The following is a 21,763-nucleotide window of genomic DNA, read 5'->3' on the forward strand; positions in this document are numbered from 1 at the left end:
GCTTAGGCCTGGGCGGCTTCTGCCTGTATCAGTAGATCCAGTTCTTCCAGATAACTTTCCAGCACTAGATTCGAGGGTGCGCCCTTGCGAGTGATGGCGCTGTACTGGGTGATATAGCGGTATTGCGTCGGATTCAATGCCCGCATCAGACCTTCACCTATCCAGCGCTCGGCGTAGTGGGTTGGCAGAAAACCAATGTACTGGCCGGTGAGAATCAGAAAGGCGATGCCTTCGCGATCGGTGGCAGAGGCTGCGGCCTTGAGGGGCTCGTGCAGGGTTTTAACCTGGGCGGTCTGGGCGTAGGCGGGCAGTACGGCGTCGCAGGCCGCCAGCTGTTTGGCGCTGATGCCGGTTGCATCGAAAAGTCTGTGCTGATGGCTGCAGTAGAGCAGCGACTCTTCTTCGTACAGCAGGCGGTAATGCAGCCCCGGCAGCGTTTTCAGCGCCGGGATCACCCCGGTGTGCAGGCGCCCGTCCAGTACTCCAAGCTCGATCTCGGTGGGGGGGATCATGCGGATATTGATGCGAATGTCGCCGCGCTTTTTCAGGGCATTGAGGGCGTTGGTGATATGCATCTGCGGCATGGTGACCAGGTTATCGGTGATGCCTATATTCAGCTCCCCCTTGAGCTGGGCGTGCAGGCCATTGACCCGGGTACGAAAACCTTCGATCGCCGCCAGCAGTTGCAGCGTGGCCTCGTATACCTCGGCGCCTTCTTCCGTCAGGGCAAAGCCGCTGCGCCCGCGCTGACACAGCCGCAGTGCCAGGCGACTTTCAAGATCATTCATGGCAATGCTGATGGCCGCCCGGCTGATATTCAGCTCCACCTCTGCCGCCGAAAAACCGCCGCACTCCACCACCTTGCGATAGATGCGCAGCAGGCGCAGGTCGGTATCACTCAGCTGGCCGGGCAGGACGGGCTTGCGGGTTTTCATGGTGCAGTTCCTCAGCACGGGGGACAGCTAGCAGGATAAAACAAAGCGCCGGTTTAAGTTAAGTAATTACTTGTGTGAAGGTTAATACGTTTGGGTTTAATTTACATTGGAGCTTGGGCACACTCGATTCATACCGAGTCACCTAACCTTTATCGCCATATGAATAACAAGGGGTATGCCATGTCTGAGTCGCAGCACGATAAAACCGCCGGCCTGAGTCCCGAGCAGCTGGATGCGTTCTGGATGCCGTACACCGCCAACCGCCAGTTCAAGGCTGACCCGCGCATTATCGTTGGCGCCGAGGGTGCCTACTACAAGACCGCCGATGGCCGTCGCATCTTCGATGGTCTGTCGGGTCTGTGGACCTGCGGTGCCGGCCACAACAGGCCCGAAATCGCCGAGGCGGTGTCTAAACAGCTGCGCGAGCTAGACTATGCACCGGCGTTTCAGTATGGCCACCCCAAGGCTTTCGAGCTGGCTCATCGTATTCGTGAACTGACGCCCAAAGGGCTGGATTACGTCTTCTTTACCGGCTCCGGCTCCGAAAGCGCCGATACCTCGCTGAAGATTGCCCGCGCTTACTGGCGCAAGAAAGGCAAGCCCTCCAAGATCAAGCTCATCGGTCGCGCCAAGGGCTATCACGGCGTCAACTTTGGTGGTTTCAGCGTTGGTGGCATAGGGGCCAACCGGGCGCTCTTCGGCCAGGGCGTGGATGCCGACCATCTGCCCCATACCCTGCTGAAAGAGAATCTGTTCAGCCGCGGCATGCCGGAAAAAGGTGCAGAACGTGCCGATGAGCTGCTGGAGCTGATCGCGCTGCACGATGCCTCCAATATAGCGGCGGTGATCGTCGAGCCAATGGCCGGGTCTGCCGGTGTGCTGCCGCCGCCAGTGGGCTACCTGAAACGCCTGCGGGAAATCTGCGATGCGCACGACATTCTGCTGATCTTTGATGAAGTCATCACCGGCTTTGGCCGCATGGGCTCCATGACCGGTGCCGAAGAATTCGGTGTGGTGCCGGACATGATGAACGTCGCCAAGCAGCTGACCAACGGCGCTGTCCCCATGGGGGCGGTGGTCGCCAAGACCGAGATTTACCAGACCTTCATGGAGCAGGGTGGGGCGGACTACATGATGGAGCTGCCCCACGGCTACACTTACTCCGGTCATCCGGTGGGCTGTGCCGCGGCCCTGGCATCGCTGGACGTGCTGCAGAATGACAACCTGATCGACCGGGTGAAGGAAATGAGCCCGATCTTTGAAAACGCGCTGCACAGCCTCAAAGGCACGCGCTATATCAGTGATATTCGCAACTACGGCCTGGCCGGTGCGTTGCAGATTGAATCCTACCCGGGCGAGCCTGCGCGGCGGCCTTATGAAATTGCCATGAAATGCTGGGAAAAAGGTTTTTACGTGCGCTACGGCGGCGACACCATCCAGCTGGGGATGCCCTTTATCGTCGAGCGCGAAGAGATTGACCGGGTGATCAATGCCCTGGGCGACGCCTTCGCCGAACTCGACTAAACGACTACCACACCTTTATAGAGGCAAGCGCATGAAAACCATCGGACATCTGATCAACGGTACTGCACACACAGGTTCCGGCCGCAGCCAGGACGTTTACAATCCCTCGACCGGCGCGGTCGACAAGCAGGTTCTGCTGGCCAGCAAGGCCACAGTGGAAGAAGCCATAGCCGCGGCTCAGGCGGCCTTCCCGGCCTGGCGCAACACGCCGGTGCAAAAGCGTGCCCGCATCATGTTCCGTTTCAAGGAACTGCTGGAACAGAATGCCGAAGAAATCTGCCGCCTGATTGGTGAAGAGCACGGCAAGATTTCCCACGATGCCATGGGCGAGCTGTCCCGCGGTATCGAGAACGTCGAGTACGCCTGTGGCGCGCCCGAGCTGCTCAAGGGTGAGCACAGCAAAAATGTGGGGCCTGCGATCGACTCCTGGAGCGAGTTCCAGCCGCTGGGCGTTGTCGCCGGTATCACGCCGTTCAACTTCCCGGCCATGGTGCCGCTGTGGATGTACCCCATGGCCATCGTCTGCGGTAACACCTTTGTGCTCAAGCCGTCCGAGCGTGACCCGTCCTCCACGCTGTTTATTGCCGAACTGCTGCTGGAAGCGGGCCTGCCCGCCGGTGTCATGAACGTGGTCAACGGTGACAAGGAAGCAGTGGACACCCTGTTGCAGGACAAGCGTGTGCAGGCGGTAAGCTTTGTCGGCTCCACGCCCATCGCCGAGTACATCTATTCCCAGGCCAGTGCCAACGGCAAGCGTTGCCAGGCCCTGGGCGGCGCCAAGAACCACGCCATCGTTATGCCCGATGCTGACATGGACAACGCCGTCAGTGCCCTGACGGGCGCGGCTTTCGGCTCCTCCGGCGAGCGCTGCATGGCGCTGTCGGTTGCCGTTGCCGTGGGTGACGCCGCCGCCGATGCGCTGGTCAGCAAGATGCAGGCGCAGATGCAGAGCCTCAAGGTCGGTGCCTTCAGCGACAGCAGCAATGACTTTGGTCCTGTGATCACCAAGGCGCACCAGGAAAAGGTGGTGGGCTTTATCAACAGTGCCCAGGAGCAGGGCGCCGAGATCGTCGTCGATGGCCGCAGGCCAACAGTGAGCGGCTATGAAAACGGCTTCTTCGTCGGTGGCACCCTTATTGACCGGGTGACCCCCGAGATGACCTGCTACCAGCAAGAAATCTTCGGCCCGGTGCTGCTGGTGGTGCGCGTCGATAGCATGCAGCAGGCGATGGACCTGATTGATGACCATGAATATGGCAACGGCACCTGCATCTTTACCCGTGATGGAGAAGCGGCACGCTACTTCAGCGACAACATCCTGGTGGGCATGGTCGGCATCAACGTGCCACTGCCGGTCCCTGTCGCGTACCACAGCTTCGGCGGCTGGAAACGCTCCCTGTTCGGTGACCTGCATGCCTATGGCCCCGATGCGGTGCGCTTCTACACCAAGCGCAAGACCATCACCCAGCGCTGGCCGTCGGCGGGTGTGCGTGAAGGTGCGCAGTTCGCGTTTCCGTCCTGATTTGTAGCACGCTAAAACCTGCCGGTAGCACTAATGGTGCTGCCGGGTGCAAGCTGGGGCTATAGCTGATCAGGCGTGCTTCCAGGCTATTGAAAACACCGGAATTGAACCGGATCAGAGCAATCTGATCCGGTTTTCTTATATAGAGTATTCAGCGGCGCTGCCGATTGTTAATATCGCGTTACTAACATAAGCCAGAACCCCTTGCGGTTCTGATACTGGACCACCGTGCAGGTTTCACACAGAAAACTGCTCTATCTAATAAAAAGTGCAAAGGTACGGGAATCCGAATCTGGGAACTCTCGCATTCCCGCCACACCCAGGATGGAAAAATGATATCCAATGAAGCGAAGATTGTTCGCGAAGTGCTGATTGCACGGGGCCTGGAGACCCCGCTGCTGGAGAACGGCATGAGCAGCGAGCAGAAGTACGAACGGATCAAAAGCCTGATGACCGAAGTGGTCGGCACGCTGGGGCTGGATCTCAGTGATGACAGCCTGGCGGAAACACCGCACCGTATTGCCAAGATGTATGTTAACGAGATCTTCGCCGGCCTTGATTACGCCCGTTTTCCGAAGATGGCGCTGATCGAGAACAAGATGCAGGTGGAGGAAATGGTCAAGGTGCGTGACATCAGTGTTGTCAGCACCTGCGAACACCACTTCGTGACGATCGATGGCGTGGCCAAAGTGGCCTATATTCCGGATCAGACCATTATCGGCCTGTCCAAGATCAACCGTATCGTACGCTTCTTCGCCCAGCGTCCGCAGGTGCAGGAACGTCTGACACAGCAGATTCTGGTGGCATTGCAGACGCTGCTTGAGACAGACAACGTGGCCGTCAGCATCAGCGCGGTACACTACTGCGTCAAGTCCCGCGGGGTCATGGATGCCAACTCCCAGACCGAAACCACGGCCTTGGGCGGCATCTTTAAAAGCAACGCCCGCACAAGAGCCGAATTCCTCGGCTGAATGCGGTACTAGCAGCCTGCTGGGCTTTTCCGCGGTAGAGCAGTGTTAAGTTCGGCAGGCTGCTGGGGGCGGGCCTGGGGGAAACTCTGAGCCTGCCGCGCTGCCTACAGAGATATTGGCGGTCTCCAAAGCGGGGCATGAGTGATGCGCACTATAGCGGGTAATGATCTGTGGCAGCGTTGGGGGACTGATTACTTCCGAGCCCTGTCGACCTTCGGCGCCCTGCAGGACTGCACTATTCTCAGTCTGCTCCAAAACGGCCAGGTATCTGAGCTCTCCCAGGGCGAAGTGCTGTACCGCCCCGGCGACAAGGTCGGCGGTTTCTACGTTATTCTCAAGGGCTCCATCGCCCTCTATATGCACCATCACGACCGGGATGCACTGACTCGACTGTACCGCCAGGGGGAACAGCTCGGCTTTGTCGACATGATAGGCCTGCACGATCACTGGTCGACCAGCGTGGCGCAGAATCCTGTAACCCTGGTACATATCTCTTCGGATCAGTTTTTCGAGCTGCACCTGCAAGCGCCGGATGACTTTGGCCTGCTGATGATCAATCTGTCGCGGGAGATGGCGCGTACGGTGATTATGCTGGCCGAAGTGATTGTCGATCAGAGTGTACTGATCGCCAGCGGGCGCAATTAAGAAATAAGCAGGAAGAGGGGAGAGAGGGGCGCCGCCGGTTGCCCGGCGGCCTGTACAGCCAGCGGGCTCTATTGGCCGGCGTCGACGAAATGCTCCAGCGCCAGCAGATAGCCCTTGGTACCCAGGCCCGCAATCACCCCCTCGGCCCGTGCCGAAACGAAGGAATGGTGGCGAAAGCTTTCGCGGCGGTGAATATTGGAAATATGCACCTCTATCACCGGTTGCTCGAAGGTGTTCAGCGCATCCAGAATCGCCACCGAGGTGTGGCTGTAAGCCGCCGGGTTAATGATGATTCCGTCGGCCCGGCTGCGGGCTTCGTGAATCTTGTCGATGATATCCCCCTCACTATTACTCTGGAAAAATTCTATCTCAAACCCCAGCTGCGCCGCCCGCTCAAGCAGGCGCTGCTGCACATCCGCCAGGGTTTCGTGACCGTAGACTTCAGGCTGGCGTGTGCCCAGCAGGTTCAGGTTCGGGCCGTTCAGCACATAAATGCACTTGCTCATCTCAAACACTCCTATTATCAGTAGCCAAAGAGCCTGGGGATAAAGGTCACCGTCTGCGGGATAAAGGTGATCAGAATCAGCACCAGCAGTTCAACCAGGAACATGGGCATGATACGGCGCGATATAGCCCCCATGCCCACATTGGCAATGGAGTTGGACACGAACAGGCAGATACCCATGGGCGGTGTCACCAGGCCGATCATCAGGTTGAAGATCACGACTATGCCAAAGTGGGTCGGATCAATGCCCAGGCTCATGGCGATGGGGTGCAGGATTGGCAGCAGAATCAGCATGGCGGCGATGCCCTCGAGGAACAGGCCGACAACCAGCAGAATCAGGTTCACCGCGATCAGGAATACCCAGGGGCTCGAAATTTCTTCCAGCACGAAGCTGCTGATGGTCTGGGGTACGCGGGAGAAGGTCAGCATCCAGTTGGCCGCCGCCACCACGGCGATAATGATCAGAATGATCGACGAGTCACGCATGGCGCGGGTGAAAATGTGCGGCAGCTGGCTCAGTTTCAGGCTCTTGAGCACGAACATGCCGGCCACCAGGGCATAGCCCGCGGCCAGTGCTGCCGCTTCCGTCGGTGTGACGACGCCGGTAATGATGGAACCCACAATAAAGACCGGCATGAACAGCGGGATCAGGGCGTCGAAAAAGGCCTTGAAACGTTCCTTGTTCGACAGCTTTTTACGCAGCGGCGCATAGTGGGCGGCGAAAAAGCGCACATAGATCGAAAGGCCAATGGCCAGCAGCAGGCCCGGCGCTACACCCGCCAGAAACAGCGCCGGTACCGACACGCCGGTGGTGATCAGGGCGTAGATAATGACCGGAATACTGGGGGGAATCATGGGGCCTATCACGGAGGAGGCGGCCGTCAGGGCGGCGGCGAAGTCCCGTGGATAGCCTTCCTTTTCCATGGTGGGAATAAAGATGCGACCCAGCGCCGAGGTGTCCGCCACGGCGGAGCCGGACAATCCTGCGAAGATCACCGACGCCCAGATATTCACCTGGGCCAGGCCTGCCTTCATGTGGCCGACCAGGGCATTGGCGAAGGTGATGATGCGACCGGTGATGCCGCTCTCGTTCATCAGTTCGCCCGCCAGCACGAACAGCGGAATGGCCAGAATGGCGAAGGAATCGAGGCCTGAAAAAATGCGCTGGCTGACCAGACCAAAGGAAAACGGCGTCTGGGACACATGCCCAAACACGGCCAGCAGAATCGCAAAGGCGATGGGGCTGCCGATCGCCAGCAGTACGAACAGTATCAGAAATCCAACCATAGTCTTATTCGCTCTATTGGGCGTCGCTCAGGGGGGGGATTGAGCAACGCCTTGGCTCTTGTTCAGATGTGCGGGTGCGTGGGTGTCAGGCCGGGGTGCCGGCGCGATGCTCTGACAGCTTGATCAGTGCCGCCAGTACCAGACCGATGCCGCCGGCAATCATGGCGGACTGAAACAGGTACATCGGCAAACCGGTTCCAGGCGCCAGGATGGCACCCCGCTTGAGGACAAAGAGGTAACCGGACCAGGCCAGAACCCCACCGGCCACCAGGGACACCAGGTCGACCACAATGGCCAGCACTCGGCGCACGGAGGCTGGCACACTGTCTTCCACAAAACTGAACTTGATATGGATTCCTTCGAGGTAGCACAGGATGCTGCCAAACATGGCGCCGTAAATCATGGCGAACTTGGCGACTTCCTCGCTCCAGAGAATGGGGGCATTGAGGGTATAGCGGCTCATGCTGCTGACCAGCACCACCGCAAAGACGATAAAGAGTGAACTGCCTGTCAGCCAGGACAGGACTTTCTTGTAGAAGAGCTTCATAAGCTGTGATCCCGGAAAACAGGTAGCTGTGCAAACGCCGGAGGCTCAGGGCCTCCGGCGTTTGCATGCAGGAAAAGACTAGTTTGAAGAAGCGGTTTTTACCGCATCCTGGGCCTTGGTGATCCAGGTCGGATCAATTTCACCCTTGAGCCATTCGATTACGGCGGGCTGAGCGGCGCTCTGGAATTTGGCCATCTGCTCGGCATTGGGCACGGTGATTTCCATGCCGTTCTCGGCCAGCTTGGCCAGGCCTTCAGCGGAGTTGACCTGCTGAATGGCACGGCCGACCAGGCCTGCAACCTTGGCGGCGCGCTTGATGATGGCCTGATCCTGCGGGTTCAGGCTCTGCAGCAGCTCGTCGTTCATCAGTATGAAGTCGGTGCCGTATACATGACCATCCAGGCTGATGTACTTCTGCATTTCGTAGAACTTGTTGCCATAGATGACGCTGACAGGGTTTTCCTGGCCATCAACTACGCCGGTTGCCAGGGCTGAGGGGACTTCAGGCCAGGCGATAGGGGTTGGCTCGCCACCCAGGGCCTTGACCATCTCGACGTACAGCGGCGTCGTCATGACGCGGATTTTCAGGCCTTCCAGATCCTTGGGTTCGCTAATAGGGCGCTTGGAGTTGGTGAAGTTGCGAAAGCCAGTTTCGGCGTAGGCCAGGGTGCGCAGGCCGGTTTTCTGCAGGCAGTGCTCACCGAGCGCCTTGCCGAATTCACCGTCCAGAACTTCCCAGGCAATGGGAGCAGACGGGAACAGGTAGGGAATTTCCAGTACCGAGGCTTCGGCGCAGAGCTTGGAGTAGGCGCCGGATACCATGGCCATGCTCAGGGTGCCCTCCTGGGCGGACTGCAGCAGGTCGGTTTCACCGCCGAGCTGACCGGCCGGGTATACGTTCACGGCGATGCGGCCACCGGACTCGGCTTCAACCAGATCCTTGAAGACCTTGGAAGCGGCGCCTTTCTTGGAGGTGGTCCATTCCTGGGGATCGACGTGACCTAGGGTCAGTTCGATATCAGCGGCCTGTGTCTGCAGCGCAAAGATGGCCGCGGCGGTGGCAAGTCCCAGTGTTATTTTTTTTGTTGAAAGTTTCATGCTTCTCTCTCCAAAGACGGATGTCAGTATGAATCCGCGATCACTTGTTGTTGTGAGTACTCATGCTCATCAGGGCGTGCCCTGCGATTGAAATGCAGGCTAGCAACAGTATTGAGTATCGTCAAGTTCGTAGGTTTAAATCAAAAATACCCTATATTTTATGCATCAATCCTGGATTGGGGTCTTGCGACGCTGCTGTCGTGTTCAAGCCCTTGATTTCAAGGCGTTCGTGGGACTATCTGTCGCTCGGCTACGGCTGCCTGTCGTTAAATATCCAGGTCAATATAGAGAATGATATTTTGTTCATTTTATATTCCATTATCGATATGTTTGGCCGTGATCTGTGAGTCAGGCCAGTAAACATGCGGGTTTCAGGGCCTTGGGTAAAAATAACCTATATTTTTGAAAATATCATATAGATTGACGATTCTCGGTTGAGGTGACTATTATCTGTTCATCTGAAAACGCAGTCGGTGACGGGACTTCCCTTGCCGGTTCCGGTTGATAGGTGCGCCCGAGGGTGCTGCTGTCCCGGATCTCTGCGGTCCCTGAATAGTTCGGCGGATACGTTGCCGCTGTGGAGAATAAAAATGCTCAAGCTTGGTCTGATCGGACAATCCATTGCCCAGTCCCGCTCGCCCGCCCTGCATATCATGCTGGGTGAAATGTATGATCTGCCGGTGAGCTATGAGCTGCATGAACCGGCGGATGCCAGCGAAGCCGCCTTTGTCGCGACTCTTGCCAGCCTGCGTGAACAGGGTTATCGCGGCACCAATGTGACCTTCCCCTACAAGCAGCTGGCGGTTGCCCATGCGGGGGAGGTCTATCAGGGTGCACGGCTGGTGGGGTCCACCAATACGCTCAACCTGAGCGGTGCAGTGGCCGCGCACAATACGGATTACAGCGGTTTCATCCGTGGCTATCGCCAGCGTGTGGGCGAACAGGCCGCAGGTCGGGTGCTGCTGATAGGCGCAGGCGGTGTCGGGCGTGCGGTGGCGTTCGGGCTCTTTGAAGTCGGTGCCACTGAAGTCTTGGTGGCGGATCTTAATGCCGCCAGCGCGGCATCCCTGGCCCAGGCACTGAACGCAGCCGGCTTCAAGGCCGCAAGCGTGGCGCCTGAGGATGTTGCGGCGGCCGCCGCCAGTGCCGATGGTCTGGTGAACTGCACACCGGTCGGGCATTACAAGACGCCGGGTCTGCCTATTGCCGCAGAACTGATCGGGTCGCAGCGCTGGGCCTTTGATGCGGTCTATACGCCCATCGATACCGAGTTTCTGCTGCAGGCGCATGCCAAAGGCCTGGCGATCGTCTCGGGCTTTGATCTGTTCATTTACCAGGGCATCGATGCCTTTGAAATCTTTACCGGCGTGCGTGCCGATGCTCAGGCGGTGCTGGCGCGCTTTAAACTGAAATTCGATATCCAGAGTGATTTGATCGCCTGATTTCTGATGGTTGTGTCGCGCATGCCCGCCTGTGCGGGCGTGTGTTTTTGGCCGGGGCTGCATCATGCAGTTTTCCGTGCAGCTCTTGATAGAGCAAGGCCGCGTCTGACGCGGCCTTTTTTTGGCTCTTGGCTGATTAAAGGGGAAAAACGACGCAGTCGCAGGATGGGAGAAACCGCCCCGTGGGTCTTGCCGCACATCTACATAAGCTGGGGCGGTGTAACCCATCTTGGGTGGGGGCCTTGGTTTCAGCGGCGCAGAATGGGTTAAAGCGTAACTGCACCGGAAAACAGCCTTTATTTAGAGTAGTATCGGGTGAAATACTGATTGTCATATATCTGTGAGCAACGAGAATGAATACTGCAGCGGACCGTAAACTGGTTGGGCAGACGGCCTACGATAGTCTGCGCAACGACATCGTCACCGGCAAGCTGGGCCCCGGCCAGAAGCTGAAACTCAATGTGCTGAGAGCCAGTTACGGGGTCAGCGTGAATACGCTGCGCGAGACCCTGATGCGGCTGGTTTCCGATGGTTTTGTCGCCTTTGAGGACCAGAAGGGCTTTCGGGTGAACCCGGTTTCAGTGTCCGATCTGGACGAGCTGATTGAGTTGCGCGTGCAGCTCGAAATCCTCGGGCTGCAGAAATCCATGGCCAACAGCCAAAACCGCATGGACTGGAAATCTGCGCTGATCAGCGCGCATTACCGCCTGAGCTGCATGGAAAAACTGATGATGGAAGACGAAAGCAGCCATGTGCGCGACTGGGAAAAAGCCGACCGCGATTTTCACATGACCATCGTATCCAACTGCGGCTCCAGCCAGCTGATCCGTTATCACGGCTCTGTGCTGGAGCTGTTCATGCGCTACCAGGTACTGGCGCTGAAAAAACGGCCGTTTCGCGGCGAAGCGGTGGCCGGCGAGCATCAGCAACTGGTGGATCTTATGCTGAATGACAAGTTTGAGGCGGCAGCGGCCCTGCTCACTGAGCACATAAACAAGGGCAGCGAACTGCCGCTTTGAGCGCAAAGGCGCTAGCAGCCCTTTGCCACAGAAACATCAGCGCGGCTCTTGTTCCCCCCTTCATGAAGCCGGCGAGCACTGGGGTCATTCGGCGATCAGGCCCGAAGGGGCGCAACAGGGACTGATGCGCCTGCGATGAGGTACATGGATGTACCGTCAGCGCAGCCCGCCGAATGATCTCAGAGCACAGCGAATAGGCTTCATCGGGGCTTGTGTTTCTTTGGTTACTTTCTTTGCACGAGCAAAGAAAGTAACGCGCCAGCAAGGCGCAATACGCGTCATCAAACCGCTCTGATACCCCAGCCTGCACAGGCTCCAACAGGGCCACCTTAATCTCGTCTCAATGATCGCAATGGGGCGAGGCAAGATGAAAGTGCTCTAGAGCAGCAGCTTGAGTGTCAGGGTGATGGTGACGAAGGACAGCACCGTTGTGACCAGCAGTATGCTGGCGCAGAGATTGCGGTAGCCGTAATTGCCGCCGATGATCGGGTAGATGCTCATCATCGGCATGGCGGCCATCAGTACCGCGGCCAGCTGCAGACGCGGGTCGAAGTCCGGCAGCAGCCAGATCAGTAACACCATCATCAGCGGGTGTAGCGCCAGCTTGCCCACCACCACCATGCTGATTTCAGACACACTGCCGCGCAGCGAACTGTTGACCAGGGAGCCACCGACCACAAACAGTGCCACCGGAGCGGCAACGCCGGCGAGCATGTCAAGGCTCTGGTTGACCACCGCCGGCAACTGCAGTTCGATGGCCGAGGCCACAATGCCTGCGACTATGGCGATGATCAGCGGGTTTTGCATGACCCGCACCAGCACCGACTTCCAGGCGCTCGCCAGAGTCGTGCCGTTCTGGCGCCCGACGCCGTACTCAATCAGCACCAGCGCCAGCGGCAGAATCAGCATGTTTTCGATCATCAGACCCATGGCGAAGGCATTGGTGGGCGGATCATCAAACACCTGCAGCAGCACCGGATAGCCAAAGAAGGCACTGTTGGACAGCGCCATGCCGATCCCTTTTACGCCACCTGCGGCGATGGAATCCCGGAACAGTAATTTGCTCAGCCCGATACCCGCCGCCAGCGCCAGGGCAGAGCCCAGGCCATACACCAGCATATAGGTCGGGTCTATGACCTCGTCGAACTTCATGTTGGTGAGGGTGCTGAAAATCATCGCCGGCATGGCGAAATACATCACCAGGCGGCCGAGGCCGGGGATGGCGTCGCTGGGCATCAGCCGTGTCCGCACCGCGACAAAGCCCAGCGCAATGAGCATAAAGATCGGCGCTGTGGTGGACAGTACAGCCAGCATGGGTGCCTCCGTGGCAACAGGGTATCAGCAGATTTGTTGGGGGGTATTAGCGCAGGGCGTGCGCTTGTTGCAGCAGGGTATCGAGCCAGACACCGGTGGCACCGTCGCCCAGCAGGCGTTGCTGCATCTGGGCAACATCAAGCTGCACACCGCTGAGCCTCGCCACTATCTTGAACAGATGCTCATCGCCCGCGATAGCTTGCTGGCAGGCATCCTTGAGCAGCTGCGCCGCCTGGTCGCGGGGCATGCTGCGGGCCAGCTCGAAGGTGGCGGCTTCCGCGTAGATGACGCCGTTAAAGGCGCCCAGATTCCGCAGCATGCACGGAGCATTGATCTCGATAAACTGCAGCGCTTCAAGGCCGTGGCGCAGTGCCACGGCGGTGGCCATCAGCTGTTGTGGCAGTACCAGCCACTCCTGTGCCCAGCTGCTGCCACTGCGCTCGTGTTCGTGCAGCATGGCCTGGTGCATCTGGCCGACCAGGCCTGCGTTCTGGCGCGCCATGGCAAGAATGATTTCGGCGTTCACCGGATTGCATTTCTGCGGCATGGTGGAGGAACCACCGCCATTGCTGAAGCGGATTTCGCCCACCTCGGTCTGCGACATCAGCAGCCAGTCCTGAGCCATCTTGCCCAGAGCCCCGGTGGACAGGCCGAGCCAGCCAGACAGTTCCACCAGGGCATCGCGCTGGGTATGCCAGTTGCTGCCGCAGGCCAGATCCAGCCGGCGGGCCAGGATCTGGCCACTCAGATCGGCCTTGTCGCCCATGGCGGCCAGGGTTCCCACGGCGCCGCCGAGCTGGGTTTTCAGCAGTCGGGGTTTCAGTTCTTCGAGGCGCTCGAGCTGGCGCAGCAAGGGCGAGAGCCACTGTGCCACCTTGAAGCCAAAACTCATGGGTACGGCCTGCTGGGTGCGGGTTCGTCCGGCAATCAGGGTGTTGCGGTGCGCCTCGGCCAGGTCCGCCAGGGCACCAATCAGTGCTCTGATGCGGCTTTCATGCAGTGCGATCAGTTCGCGGCAGTTCAGAATCAGCGCAGTATCGACAATATCCTGGCTGGTGGCACCAAAGTGTACCCAGCGTGCCTGTTCGGCTGGCAGGACATCTTTCAGTGCCTTCACCAGGGCCGGCACCGGCACACCGGCAGAGGCCGTACCGGCGGCCAGACTGGCGGGATCTGGAATGAGGGACGCCGCCGCCGCGGCAATGGCGGCGGCGGCGTCTGCGGGTATCAGGCCGGCTTCGGCCTGGGCCATGGCCAGCTCCCCCTCGACCTTGAGCATGGCGCTAAGCTGGGCCTGGTCATTGAGCCAGAGCCCGGCCTCGGTGTCGGACAGCAGGGTCTGGTAGAGGCCGGAGTCGAAGGGGGATACCTGAATCATGCTGTCTCCATTGTCGATAAAAACCGAACCGGCGACATCCTGTCGCCGGCGGCTCGGTAAAAAGTTTAAACGGCTTCGAGAAGCCTGTCGGGCTTTTCCGCAGTAGATCAGTGTTAAGTCCGACAGGCTTCCAATGCTATGGCGATACCCTGGCCCACACCGATGCACATGGTGGCCAGGGCATAGCGCTTGCCGCGGCGCTTCAGTTCCAGCGCTGCGGTGCCGGTGATGCGCGCACCCGAGGCGCCCAGCGGGTGCCCCAGAGCGATGGCGCCGCCGTTGGGATTCACCTGTTCGGCATCGTCCGGCAGCCCGAGATCGCGCAGTGTGGCCAGTGCCTGGGAGGCGAAGGCCTCGTTCAGTTCGATCACATCGAACTGCTCGATGCGCATGCCCAGCTTCTGGCACAGTTTCTGGCTCGCCGGTGCCGGGCCAAAACCCATGATACGCGGCTCGACGCCGGCCGTCGCGCCGCCAAGAATCTTGGCGATCGGGGTCAGGCCGTATTTTTTTACCGCCGCTTCAGAAGCGATGATCAGCGCGGCGGCACCGTCGTTGACGCCCGAGGCATTGCCGGCGGTGACGCTGCCGTTGGCACGAAAGGGCGTGCCGAGCTTTGCCAGGATCTCGGCGGTGGTGTCGGCACGGGGATGTTCATCCCGGGCAAACAGGATAGGGCCCTTTTTGCGCTGCGGGATGCTTACCGGCACGATTTCTTCGGCGAAGATGCCGGCGGCCTGGGCGCGGGCGGCGCGCTGTTGCGAGCGCAGCGCAAAGGCGTCCTGGTCGGCGCGGCTGATGCCGAACTGCTCGGCCACGTTCTCGCCGGTTTCCGGCATCGAATCAACACCGTATTCGGCCTTCATCTTCGGATTGACGAAGCGCCAGCCGATGGTGGTGTCATGCACTTCGTTAGTACGCGAGAAAGCACTGCTGGCCTTGGGCATCACGAAGGGGGCGCGGGTCATGCTTTCGGTGCCGCCGGCAATCATCAGGTCGGCTTCACCGGCCTTGATGGCGCGGGCCGCCATCAGGATGGCGTCCATACCCGAACCACAGAGGCGATTGATGGTGGTGCCGGTCACGGAGGTCGGGTAGCCGGCCAGCAGTGATGACATGCGCGCCACGTTGCGGTTGTCTTCGCCAGCCTGGTTGGCACAGCCGAAGATCACATCGTCGATGGCCTGGGGATCGAGCCCGGGGTTGCGCTCCAGCAAGGCTTTGAGGGGTACGGCACCCAGGTCGTCCGGGCGCACCTGGGCGAGAGCACCGCCGAAGCGTCCGATGGGGGTGCGCACGTAGTCGCAGATATAGGCAACGGTCATGGGGGCTTCCTTATTTACCGGCGTGGGCGCGGGCGGTGCGTTCGTTCAGGGCGCGCAGCGCACCGAGCTCGGTGTCATTCGGTGCCGGTGTTTCGACCACCTGGTCGGCAAAGCGTATTGCCCAGCCGGTATTTTCTGCGATCTGCTCGCGGGTCACACCCGGGTGAATGGAGGTGACGATGAACTCCTTGGCGTCGGGGTCCGTTTCCATGATGCACAGGTCCGTGGTCAGGCGGCTCGGGCCCCGGGTCTTGATGCCAAGGGCTTCGCGCTCGGTGCCGGTCTTGCCGTGCCCCAGGGAGGTCATGAAATCGATGTTATCCACAAAGCCACGGGACGACTGCTTCATGACGATAAAGATCTCGCCGCAGGAGGTGGCAATCTCGGGGGCGCCGCCGCCGCCTGGCAGGCGGACTTTCGGATTGTTGTAGTCACCGCCGACCACGGTGGTGTTGAGGTTGCCGAACTTGTCGAGCTGGGCGGCGCCCAGGAAGCCGACGGAGATGCGTCCGCCCTGCAGCCAATAGCGGAACATTTCCGGTACCGCCACTGTGGTGACGGCGGTATCGCAGAGTTCGCCGTCGCCGATGGACAGCGGCAGTACATCGGGCTTGGTGCCGATGGTGCCAGATTCATAAATCAGGGTGACGTCGGGGGCATGGGTCAGGCGGGCCAGGTTGCAGGCCGCGGACGGCATGCCAATACCGACGAAGCAGACATCGTCGTTGCGGATGGCGCGGGCCGCGGCCACGGTCATCATTTCGGTTGCTGTGTAATTCATCTGGTGGCTCCTGTTACTTCTGGGCCTGGGTAAAGGCAACGCGGCTGGCGAAAACTTCAGGGCCCTGGTTCAGCACGTTTTCCTGCATCCAGGCCTGGAAGCCTTCGCGTTCGCTGGCGATCGGGTCCCAGGCCTTGTAGAAGGCGTTGTCGCGCTCGTAGTAACCCTTGGCATAGGACGGGTGGGCGCCTCCCGGTACCTGCACCACGGCTTTCAGTGTCCAGTTCGGCAGTACGCAGGCATTGGGGTGAACGTCGTCGAAGTTATCGACGATTTCTTCCACCGTGACGATGGCGCGTTTCGCGGCCAGCACCGCTTCCTTCTGTACCCCGACGATGCCTTCGATCAGAACATCACCTTTGCGGTTGGCTTTCTGGGCATGAATGATGGTGACATCGGGGCGGATCGATGGCACCGAGGCCAGACGCTCGCCGGTGAAGGGGCATTCGATAAAGCGGATATTGGGGTTCACCTCGGCAAGACCTGCGCCCAGGTAGCCGCGAAAGACCGCGCAGGGCAGGCCCGCGGCGCCCGCTTCATAGGCATTGGCCATGGCGGCGTGGCTGTGCTCCTCGATTTCGAGCTTGTGGGGCCAGCTCTTTTCGTAGGCATCGCGAAAACGTCGCAGGGAGCCAACACCGGGGTTGCCGCCCCAGGAGAAGATCATCTTTTTGACGCAGCCCATGCCGATCAGCTGGTCGTAGATCAGGTCCGGCGTCATGCGGATCAGGGTCAGATCCTGGCGCTGCTGGCGGATGATTTCGTGTCCGGCCGCGTAGGGAATCAGGTGGGTAAAGCCTTCCAGTGCAACCACGTCGCCGTCAAAGACGTTGGCGGCGATCGCTTCTTTTAACGAAACAAACAGGGTCATGGAATGATCCTCCGATAATCGAATGCAGTGGTGTTGGCAGCGGGGCGCGCAGCCCCGCTGTCGGTGCAGATAAAGCGGTTATTTTTTGGGGTGCTTAGGCTGCAGGCAGGCTGAGCAGAGCGCGGGCCTCGGCGGGGGTGGCGACGGTGCGACCATGATCGACCACCATGCCGGCCAGGCGCTCCACCAGCTGGGCGTTGCTCTTGGCCAGGGTGTTCTTGTCAAAGCGCACGTTGTCTTCCAGCCCCGTGCGGACATGCCCGCCCAGCTCCAGCGCCCACTTGTTGAGTTCGAGCTGATGCCTGCCGATGCCCGCGGCCGTCCAGGTGCCGCCGGGGCAGACCTTTTCGTACTGCTTGATCATGAACTCCAGCACTTCGCGGTTGGCCGGAATGGCGTTCGGAATCGAGGTCACGAACTGCAGGTGCACCGGCGCCTTGATCAGGCCGCGTTCCACCAGCTTGGCCGTGTTGAACACCATCGACAGGTCGAAGGCTTCGATCTCGGGCTTGATATCGTACTTCAGCATGCGCTCGGCCAGATCATCGATCAGCGCCGGCGAGTTGGCATAGACGATGGAACCGAAGTTGACCGAACCCGTGGCCAGGGATGCCATATCGGGTTTGAGGTGCAGCATGCCGCCACGCTCGTCGCCCTGGCCGCTGCGCCCGCCGGTGGAAAACTGAATGATCATGCCGGGGCAATGCTTGCGGATGCCCTCCTGTACCTCGGCGAAGCGTGCCGGATCCGACGAGGTGCTGCCATCTTCGTTGCGTACGTGCAGGTGCACCAGGGTCGCACCGGCCTCGAAGGCTTCGTGGGTCGACTCTATTTGCTCGGCCGGGGTGATGGGCACCGCAGGATTATTGGCTTTCTGTGGCAGGGAACCGGTGATGGCAACGCTGATGATACAGGGGCGGGTCATGGCTTTATCCTTGTTAGAAATTAAAGAACACGGTTTCGTGCGGGCCCTGCATATGGATGTCGAAACGGTATTCCACACCGGTGGACGTTTCGTGGCGCGTGGCGATCAGGGTGTCGCGACGGGCAGCATCGACCTTCTTCAGTGCCGGATCTTCGGCGTTGAGGCTGACCTCGTCACTGAAATACAGCCGGGTGTAGGCATGGTTCGGCAGGCCGCGCATGAATACGATCACCGAGATATAAGGTGCCAGGCCCGCCTGGGCCACCCCCGGCTTGATGGTGTCAAAGCGAAAGCTGTTGTCCACTGTGGTGCCGGTACCGACGCGGCCAAAACCCTTGAAGTTCGGGTCCAGCGGGCGGGACTGACGGGCATCGTTGGGGTGATTGAAGCGCCCGGCGGCATTGGCCTGCCAGAGTTCGATCATGGCATCGTTGACGCGCTGGCCCTGGCCGTCGAATACCTGGCCGACAATACGGATGCGCTCGCCCAGGGTCTCGTCACTGGCCATGGCGCCGGTGGCAATCTGGCTCTGGGGATAGTGGTACTGCTCGGCGGTCAGGCCATAGGCGAAGTAGGGGCCTACGGTCTGGGACGGTGTCTGCTTCAGTGACATGAATTAGTCCTCCATTGGGGTGGCATTCACGCCACGCAGCACGATGTCGAAGATATATCCCAGGGCAAAGCCTTCTTCGGTCACATCGATCGAGAAGTCCGCCACCATGCGCTCGCGGGCACCGGCCGGCACCGAGGCGTAGATTGGGTCCAGCGCCAGCAGCGGATCACCCGGGAAGTACATCTGGGTCACCAGGCGGCTGGCGATGGACGGGCCGAACAGGGAAAAGTGAATATGGTTCGGGCGCCAGGCGTTGGGGTGGTTGCCCCAGGGGTAGGCACCGGGCTTTATGGTGTAAAAGCGGTAGCAACCGTTTGCGTCGGTCAGGCAGCGGCCGGAGCCGAGGAAGTTCGGGTCCAGCGGCGCGTCATGCTGGTCGGCCTTGTGCACGTAGCGACCGGCGGCGTTGGCCTGCCAGACTTCCACCAGGGTGTTGGCGACCGGGTTGCCGTTTTCATCCAGCACGCGACCGGTGACCACGATACGCTCGCCCTGGGGCTCGCCATTGACCTGGCCGTTTTTGGTCAGGTCATGGTCCAGCGGTCCCAGCACTTCGGCGCCGTAGGCGGGGCCGGTCAGCTCGGACAGCTCGGGGTCAATGTCGACCAGGCTTTGCGATACGCCGCGCAGCAGGGTGGATTTGTATTCGGGGCTGATATAAGCCGCATGGCTGGCCCAGTCGCGCTTGGTTAGGGTGCTCATCTCAGTTCTTACCTCCATCAATAGCGATTCCCATGCCGGTGTAGGTTTCCTTGGCGATGCGAATGGCGACATTGGATGCGGGTACACCGGCGTAGACGCCCAGGTGCAACAGGGTTTCACGGACTTCGTCCAGCGTCGCACCGGTGTTGGCGGTGGCGCGGATATGCATGGCCAGCTCTTCGTCGTGGCCCAGGGCCGCCATCAGGGCAATGGTGATCAGGCTGCGATCACGCTTGCTCAGTGTAGGCCGGCTCCAGACCGAGCCCCAGGCGCCTTCGGTGATAAAGCTCTGGAAGGGCTGATCGAAGGCGGTCTTGTTGGCTTCGGCGCGGTCGACATGGGCGTTGCCCAGCACCGAGCGGCGAACCTGCATGCCCTGCTCGTAGCGGCTCAGGGGCTCGGTCACCTCGGCGAGGAAATCGCGGATCAGTGCGGCCAGGGCTTTGGGCTGTTCAACGCAGGGCAGGTGGCCGGCATTGGCGAGGATTTCAAAACGGGCACCCGGGATCAGCTCGGCGGTGGAGCGCACCAGGTCCGGCGGCGTGGCACCGTCTTCGTCGCCCACCACGCAAAGCGTGGGCTGGGTCAGCGCGGCGGAACTTGCGGTCAGATCTGCATCGCGGATAGCGGCACAGGTGCCGATATAGCCTTCCACCGGGGTGCGCACCATCATGTTGCTCCACAGGGCGACTTCGGCGGTTTTTTCCTGGCGGAAGGAGGCGGCAAACCAGCGTTCCATCACGGCGTCGGCAATGTACTCCAGGCCGTGCGCACGTATCGTATCGATGCGGGTATCCCAGCCGGACGCGGGGCCTATCCTGTGGGCGGTGTCACACAGGATCAGGTTTTTCACCAGCTGCGGGCGTTTGGCGGCGACGCCCTGGGCGATCAGACCGCCCACCGACAGGCCACAGAGCGTGACCTGGCTCAGTTCCAGAGCATCCAGCAGACCGATCAGATCGTCGATATGGTCATCGAGCTGGTAGGGCGCTGGCGGGCAGGACGACAGGCCGTGGCCGCGCTTGTCGTAGCGCAGGAAGCGGAACTGGTCCTTGAGTTCGGGCAGCAGAGGGTCCCAGACCCGCAGGTCGGTCCCCAGTGAATTTGAAAAAACCAGCAGCGGCAAATGCGATGGACCGTCCAGCTGGTAGTGGATGAATTCTCCGTTGAGCGACAGGCTGTGCATAGTCATTGACCCTGGTGTGGTTGCAGCTTATGTCTCTACTTTCTTAAACTTCTTCCGATATGTAAAATGACGTTTAATGGTTTTTATATATTCTTATTGATATGTGTGTCGGGGTCAGTAGCTTTAATTGCCAGGGCTACATCCCGCACTGCGTTCATGAGCAACTGCAACGCGGGGGATGCAATGGTATCGGCCCTTGTTGTCAGGCCCACGGGGCCAAGGGTTTCCCGCGTATCCAGTGGCAGTTCACTGAAAATGCCATCGGCAATTTCCCGCGCCACCACCCCCCTGGAAATGATCCAGATGGCATCGGTCTGGCGGATGTATTCCTTGCCGAAACCATCGGACACGGTTTCGATGCGGTCGTGCAGTGCACCTATGCCCTGGCTAATCAGATAGCGCTCAACGGTGGGCGCTATGATGGAATCCTTGGGCGGGTAAAGCACCGGGTAGGCGCCCAGATCCCGCACATTCAGCGCAGGGTTCTGTAACAGCGGATGGCCTGGGCGTACCGCAAAGGCAATGCGCTCCGAATAGAGGTGCTGGAAGGAGAGCCCCGCCATCAGTTCGGGTTCGGCCAGACGGCCGACCACCAGATCCAGTTCGCCAACGCGAAGCTGGCTTAGCAGCAGCGCATTGGGCCCGGTCTGCAGATTCAGGGTGACATCGATGCCGCCCTGGCGAAAACGCTGTACGGCCCTTGGCAGAATACTGGTGGCGACCGTCGGCAGCACGCCGATACTGAGGCGCAGTTTGCCGCGCTGCTGGGCCTGGGCAATGCTGTCGGTGCCTTCGCGCAGTGCCGCGACACTGGCGCCGGCATATTTCAGAAACACCTCGCCAAACTGGGTCAGTTCCACGCCTTTCTTGCTGCGTTCCATCAGCCGTACGCCCAGCATTTCCTCCAGTTCCTTGAGCTTTTTCGACACCGCAGGCTGGGTCAGCGCCAGCACGTCGGCCGCACCGCCGACGCTGCCCTGGCGTGAAACTTCCAGAAAGCACTGCAGGTGGCGGTACTTGATGCGGTTCTCAAGCATGGAATACTCCGATAGTTCGTCTAAAGTATAGGGTGTTTTATAAATCGTTGAACGCATAGCTATTCTGCGTTTTAGATAGCTAAATGTAGTTCATATCATATCGAATTCGATATTTAAGTAGGCGCATTATTCATTT

General features: G+C 59.8%; 21 protein-coding genes. 6 read left to right on the forward strand and 15 right to left on the reverse strand.

What is annotated here, in order from left to right; all coding sequences use genetic code 11:
- Nucleotides 1–2 precede the first annotated feature (2 nt).
- On the reverse strand, nucleotides 3–935 hold the full coding sequence (locus tag A8C75_RS03690; protein ID WP_067378263.1) for a LysR family transcriptional regulator: 933 nt from the start codon (nucleotides 933–935) through the stop codon (nucleotides 3–5).
- A 180-nt stretch (nucleotides 936–1,115) separates the two neighbouring features.
- Here A8C75_RS03690 and aptA point away from each other — a divergent pair, with 180 nt between their 5' ends.
- From aptA to A8C75_RS03710, 4 genes are all read left to right on the forward strand, one after another.
- Nucleotides 1,116–2,459, forward strand: coding sequence for an omega-aminotransferase AptA (aptA, locus tag A8C75_RS03695; protein WP_067378266.1), 1,344 nt, complete (start codon nucleotides 1,116–1,118; stop codon nucleotides 2,457–2,459).
- A 31-nt stretch (nucleotides 2,460–2,490) separates the two neighbouring features.
- Nucleotides 2,491–3,981: a CoA-acylating methylmalonate-semialdehyde dehydrogenase gene (locus A8C75_RS03700; RefSeq protein ID WP_067378269.1), complete on the forward strand. Its 1,491-nt coding sequence runs from the start codon at nucleotides 2,491–2,493 to the stop codon at nucleotides 3,979–3,981.
- 332 nt (nucleotides 3,982–4,313) lie between these two features.
- Entirely contained in the window at nucleotides 4,314–4,952 is a 639-nt protein-coding gene (gene folE / locus A8C75_RS03705) for a GTP cyclohydrolase I FolE (RefSeq protein WP_067378272.1), read from the forward strand.
- Nucleotides 4,953–5,096: 144 nt separating this feature from the next.
- A complete protein-coding gene (locus A8C75_RS03710) occupies nucleotides 5,097–5,597 on the forward strand; it encodes a Crp/Fnr family transcriptional regulator (protein ID WP_067378274.1) in 501 nt (166 codons plus the stop codon).
- 68 nt (nucleotides 5,598–5,665) lie between these two features.
- Here the strand turns inward: A8C75_RS03710 and aroQ are convergent, their stop codons facing one another.
- From aroQ to A8C75_RS03730, 4 genes are all read right to left on the reverse strand, one after another.
- Nucleotides 5,666–6,103 (reverse strand): type II 3-dehydroquinate dehydratase, encoded by a 438-nt coding sequence (gene aroQ / locus A8C75_RS03715; RefSeq protein ID WP_067378276.1) that lies wholly within the window; start codon nucleotides 6,101–6,103, stop codon nucleotides 5,666–5,668.
- Between the two features lie 17 nt (nucleotides 6,104–6,120).
- Nucleotides 6,121–7,389: a TRAP transporter large permease gene (locus tag A8C75_RS03720; RefSeq protein WP_067378279.1), complete on the reverse strand. Its 1,269-nt coding sequence runs from the start codon at nucleotides 7,387–7,389 to the stop codon at nucleotides 6,121–6,123.
- Between the two features lie 85 nt (nucleotides 7,390–7,474).
- Complete coding sequence (locus A8C75_RS03725; RefSeq protein WP_067288151.1) at nucleotides 7,475–7,936, reverse strand: TRAP transporter small permease; 462 nt, start codon at nucleotides 7,934–7,936, stop codon at nucleotides 7,475–7,477.
- A 78-nt stretch (nucleotides 7,937–8,014) separates the two neighbouring features.
- Nucleotides 8,015–9,034 carry a DctP family TRAP transporter solute-binding subunit gene (locus A8C75_RS03730; RefSeq protein WP_067378282.1) on the reverse strand — a complete coding sequence of 340 codons (1,020 nt, stop codon included), beginning with the start codon at nucleotides 9,032–9,034 and terminating at the stop codon, nucleotides 8,015–8,017.
- A 590-nt stretch (nucleotides 9,035–9,624) separates the two neighbouring features.
- Here A8C75_RS03730 and A8C75_RS03735 point away from each other — a divergent pair.
- Together A8C75_RS03735 and A8C75_RS03740 are read left to right on the forward strand one after the other, a co-directional pair.
- The gene (locus tag A8C75_RS03735; protein ID WP_067378284.1) at nucleotides 9,625–10,476 is read left to right on the forward strand and encodes a shikimate dehydrogenase family protein; all 852 of its coding nucleotides are present in this window, start codon (nucleotides 9,625–9,627) and stop codon (nucleotides 10,474–10,476) included.
- A gap of 353 nt (nucleotides 10,477–10,829) precedes the next feature.
- On the forward strand, nucleotides 10,830–11,495 hold the full coding sequence (locus A8C75_RS03740; RefSeq protein ID WP_067378288.1) for a GntR family transcriptional regulator: 666 nt from the start codon (nucleotides 10,830–10,832) through the stop codon (nucleotides 11,493–11,495).
- Nucleotides 11,496–11,873: 378 nt separating this feature from the next.
- Here the strand turns inward: A8C75_RS03740 and A8C75_RS03745 are convergent, their stop codons facing one another.
- The 10 genes from A8C75_RS03745 to pcaQ all read right to left on the reverse strand — a co-directional run bounded on the left by A8C75_RS03745 (nucleotide 11,874) and on the right by pcaQ (nucleotide 21,627).
- The gene (locus A8C75_RS03745) at nucleotides 11,874–12,809 is read right to left on the reverse strand and encodes an AEC family transporter (protein WP_067378291.1); all 936 of its coding nucleotides are present in this window, start codon (nucleotides 12,807–12,809) and stop codon (nucleotides 11,874–11,876) included.
- 46 nt (nucleotides 12,810–12,855) lie between these two features.
- A complete protein-coding gene (locus tag A8C75_RS03750) occupies nucleotides 12,856–14,187 on the reverse strand; it encodes a class-II fumarase/aspartase family protein (protein ID WP_067378294.1) in 1,332 nt (443 codons plus the stop codon).
- A 113-nt stretch (nucleotides 14,188–14,300) separates the two neighbouring features.
- The gene (gene pcaF / locus A8C75_RS03755; protein WP_067378297.1) at nucleotides 14,301–15,512 is read right to left on the reverse strand and encodes a 3-oxoadipyl-CoA thiolase; all 1,212 of its coding nucleotides are present in this window, start codon (nucleotides 15,510–15,512) and stop codon (nucleotides 14,301–14,303) included.
- A gap of 10 nt (nucleotides 15,513–15,522) precedes the next feature.
- On the reverse strand, nucleotides 15,523–16,293 hold the full coding sequence (locus tag A8C75_RS03760) for a CoA-transferase subunit beta (protein WP_067378300.1): 771 nt from the start codon (nucleotides 16,291–16,293) through the stop codon (nucleotides 15,523–15,525).
- Nucleotides 16,294–16,306: 13 nt separating this feature from the next.
- A complete protein-coding gene (locus tag A8C75_RS03765) occupies nucleotides 16,307–17,164 on the reverse strand; it encodes a CoA transferase subunit A (RefSeq protein WP_067378303.1) in 858 nt (285 codons plus the stop codon).
- Nucleotides 17,165–17,258: 94 nt separating this feature from the next.
- Complete coding sequence (locus A8C75_RS03770) at nucleotides 17,259–18,089, reverse strand: 3-oxoadipate:acetyl-CoA acetyltransferase (RefSeq protein ID WP_067378306.1); 831 nt, start codon at nucleotides 18,087–18,089, stop codon at nucleotides 17,259–17,261.
- A 13-nt stretch (nucleotides 18,090–18,102) separates the two neighbouring features.
- Entirely contained in the window at nucleotides 18,103–18,702 is a 600-nt protein-coding gene (gene pcaG / locus A8C75_RS03775) for a protocatechuate 3,4-dioxygenase subunit alpha (RefSeq protein WP_067378308.1), read from the reverse strand.
- A gap of 3 nt (nucleotides 18,703–18,705) precedes the next feature.
- Nucleotides 18,706–19,404, reverse strand: a complete 699-nt coding sequence (gene pcaH, locus A8C75_RS03780; protein WP_227819832.1) for a protocatechuate 3,4-dioxygenase subunit beta — start codon at nucleotides 19,402–19,404, stop codon at nucleotides 18,706–18,708.
- A 1-nt stretch (nucleotide 19,405) separates the two neighbouring features.
- Nucleotides 19,406–20,590 carry a bifunctional 3-oxoadipate enol-lactonase/4-carboxymuconolactone decarboxylase PcaDC gene (gene pcaDC, locus A8C75_RS03785; RefSeq protein ID WP_067378313.1) on the reverse strand — a complete coding sequence of 395 codons (1,185 nt, stop codon included), beginning with the start codon at nucleotides 20,588–20,590 and terminating at the stop codon, nucleotides 19,406–19,408.
- An 83-nt stretch (nucleotides 20,591–20,673) separates the two neighbouring features.
- Nucleotides 20,674–21,627, reverse strand: coding sequence for a pca operon transcription factor PcaQ (gene pcaQ / locus A8C75_RS03790; protein ID WP_067378317.1), 954 nt, complete (start codon nucleotides 21,625–21,627; stop codon nucleotides 20,674–20,676).
- Between the last annotated feature and the right edge of the window lie 136 nt (nucleotides 21,628–21,763).

It is taken from the genome of Marinobacterium aestuarii, from assembly GCF_001651805.1.
Classification (GTDB): Bacteria; Pseudomonadota; Gammaproteobacteria; order Pseudomonadales; family Balneatricaceae; genus Marinobacterium_A; species Marinobacterium_A aestuarii.

Bases quoted from the DNA above. Each gene is read 5' to 3' on its own strand.
- A8C75_RS03690 (WP_067378263.1), bottom strand. From the start codon at position 935: ATGAAAACCCGCAAGCCCGTCCTGCCCGGCCAGCTGAGTGATACCGAC.
- aptA (WP_067378266.1), top strand. From the start codon at position 1,116: ATGTCTGAGTCGCAGCACGATAAAACCGCCGGCCTGAGTCCCGAGCAG.
- A8C75_RS03700 (WP_067378269.1), top strand. From the start codon at position 2,491: ATGAAAACCATCGGACATCTGATCAACGGTACTGCACACACAGGTTCC.
- folE (WP_067378272.1), top strand. From the start codon at position 4,314: ATGATATCCAATGAAGCGAAGATTGTTCGCGAAGTGCTGATTGCACGG.
- A8C75_RS03710 (WP_067378274.1), top strand. From the start codon at position 5,097: ATGCGCACTATAGCGGGTAATGATCTGTGGCAGCGTTGGGGGACTGAT.
- aroQ (WP_067378276.1), bottom strand. From the start codon at position 6,103: ATGAGCAAGTGCATTTATGTGCTGAACGGCCCGAACCTGAACCTGCTG.
- A8C75_RS03720 (WP_067378279.1), bottom strand. From the start codon at position 7,389: ATGGTTGGATTTCTGATACTGTTCGTACTGCTGGCGATCGGCAGCCCC.
- A8C75_RS03725 (WP_067288151.1), bottom strand. From the start codon at position 7,936: ATGAAGCTCTTCTACAAGAAAGTCCTGTCCTGGCTGACAGGCAGTTCA.
- A8C75_RS03730 (WP_067378282.1), bottom strand. From the start codon at position 9,034: ATGAAACTTTCAACAAAAAAAATAACACTGGGACTTGCCACCGCCGCG.
- A8C75_RS03735 (WP_067378284.1), top strand. From the start codon at position 9,625: ATGCTCAAGCTTGGTCTGATCGGACAATCCATTGCCCAGTCCCGCTCG.
- A8C75_RS03740 (WP_067378288.1), top strand. From the start codon at position 10,830: ATGAATACTGCAGCGGACCGTAAACTGGTTGGGCAGACGGCCTACGAT.
- A8C75_RS03745 (WP_067378291.1), bottom strand. From the start codon at position 12,809: ATGCTGGCTGTACTGTCCACCACAGCGCCGATCTTTATGCTCATTGCG.
- A8C75_RS03750 (WP_067378294.1), bottom strand. From the start codon at position 14,187: ATGATTCAGGTATCCCCCTTCGACTCCGGCCTCTACCAGACCCTGCTG.
- pcaF (WP_067378297.1), bottom strand. From the start codon at position 15,512: ATGACCGTTGCCTATATCTGCGACTACGTGCGCACCCCCATCGGACGC.
- A8C75_RS03760 (WP_067378300.1), bottom strand. From the start codon at position 16,293: ATGAATTACACAGCAACCGAAATGATGACCGTGGCCGCGGCCCGCGCC.
- A8C75_RS03765 (WP_067378303.1), bottom strand. From the start codon at position 17,164: ATGACCCTGTTTGTTTCGTTAAAAGAAGCGATCGCCGCCAACGTCTTT.
- A8C75_RS03770 (WP_067378306.1), bottom strand. From the start codon at position 18,089: ATGACCCGCCCCTGTATCATCAGCGTTGCCATCACCGGTTCCCTGCCA.
- pcaG (WP_067378308.1), bottom strand. From the start codon at position 18,702: ATGTCACTGAAGCAGACACCGTCCCAGACCGTAGGCCCCTACTTCGCC.
- pcaH (WP_227819832.1), bottom strand. From the start codon at position 19,404: ATGAGCACCCTAACCAAGCGCGACTGGGCCAGCCATGCGGCTTATATC.
- pcaDC (WP_067378313.1), bottom strand. From the start codon at position 20,590: ATGCACAGCCTGTCGCTCAACGGAGAATTCATCCACTACCAGCTGGAC.
- pcaQ (WP_067378317.1), bottom strand. From the start codon at position 21,627: ATGCTTGAGAACCGCATCAAGTACCGCCACCTGCAGTGCTTTCTGGAA.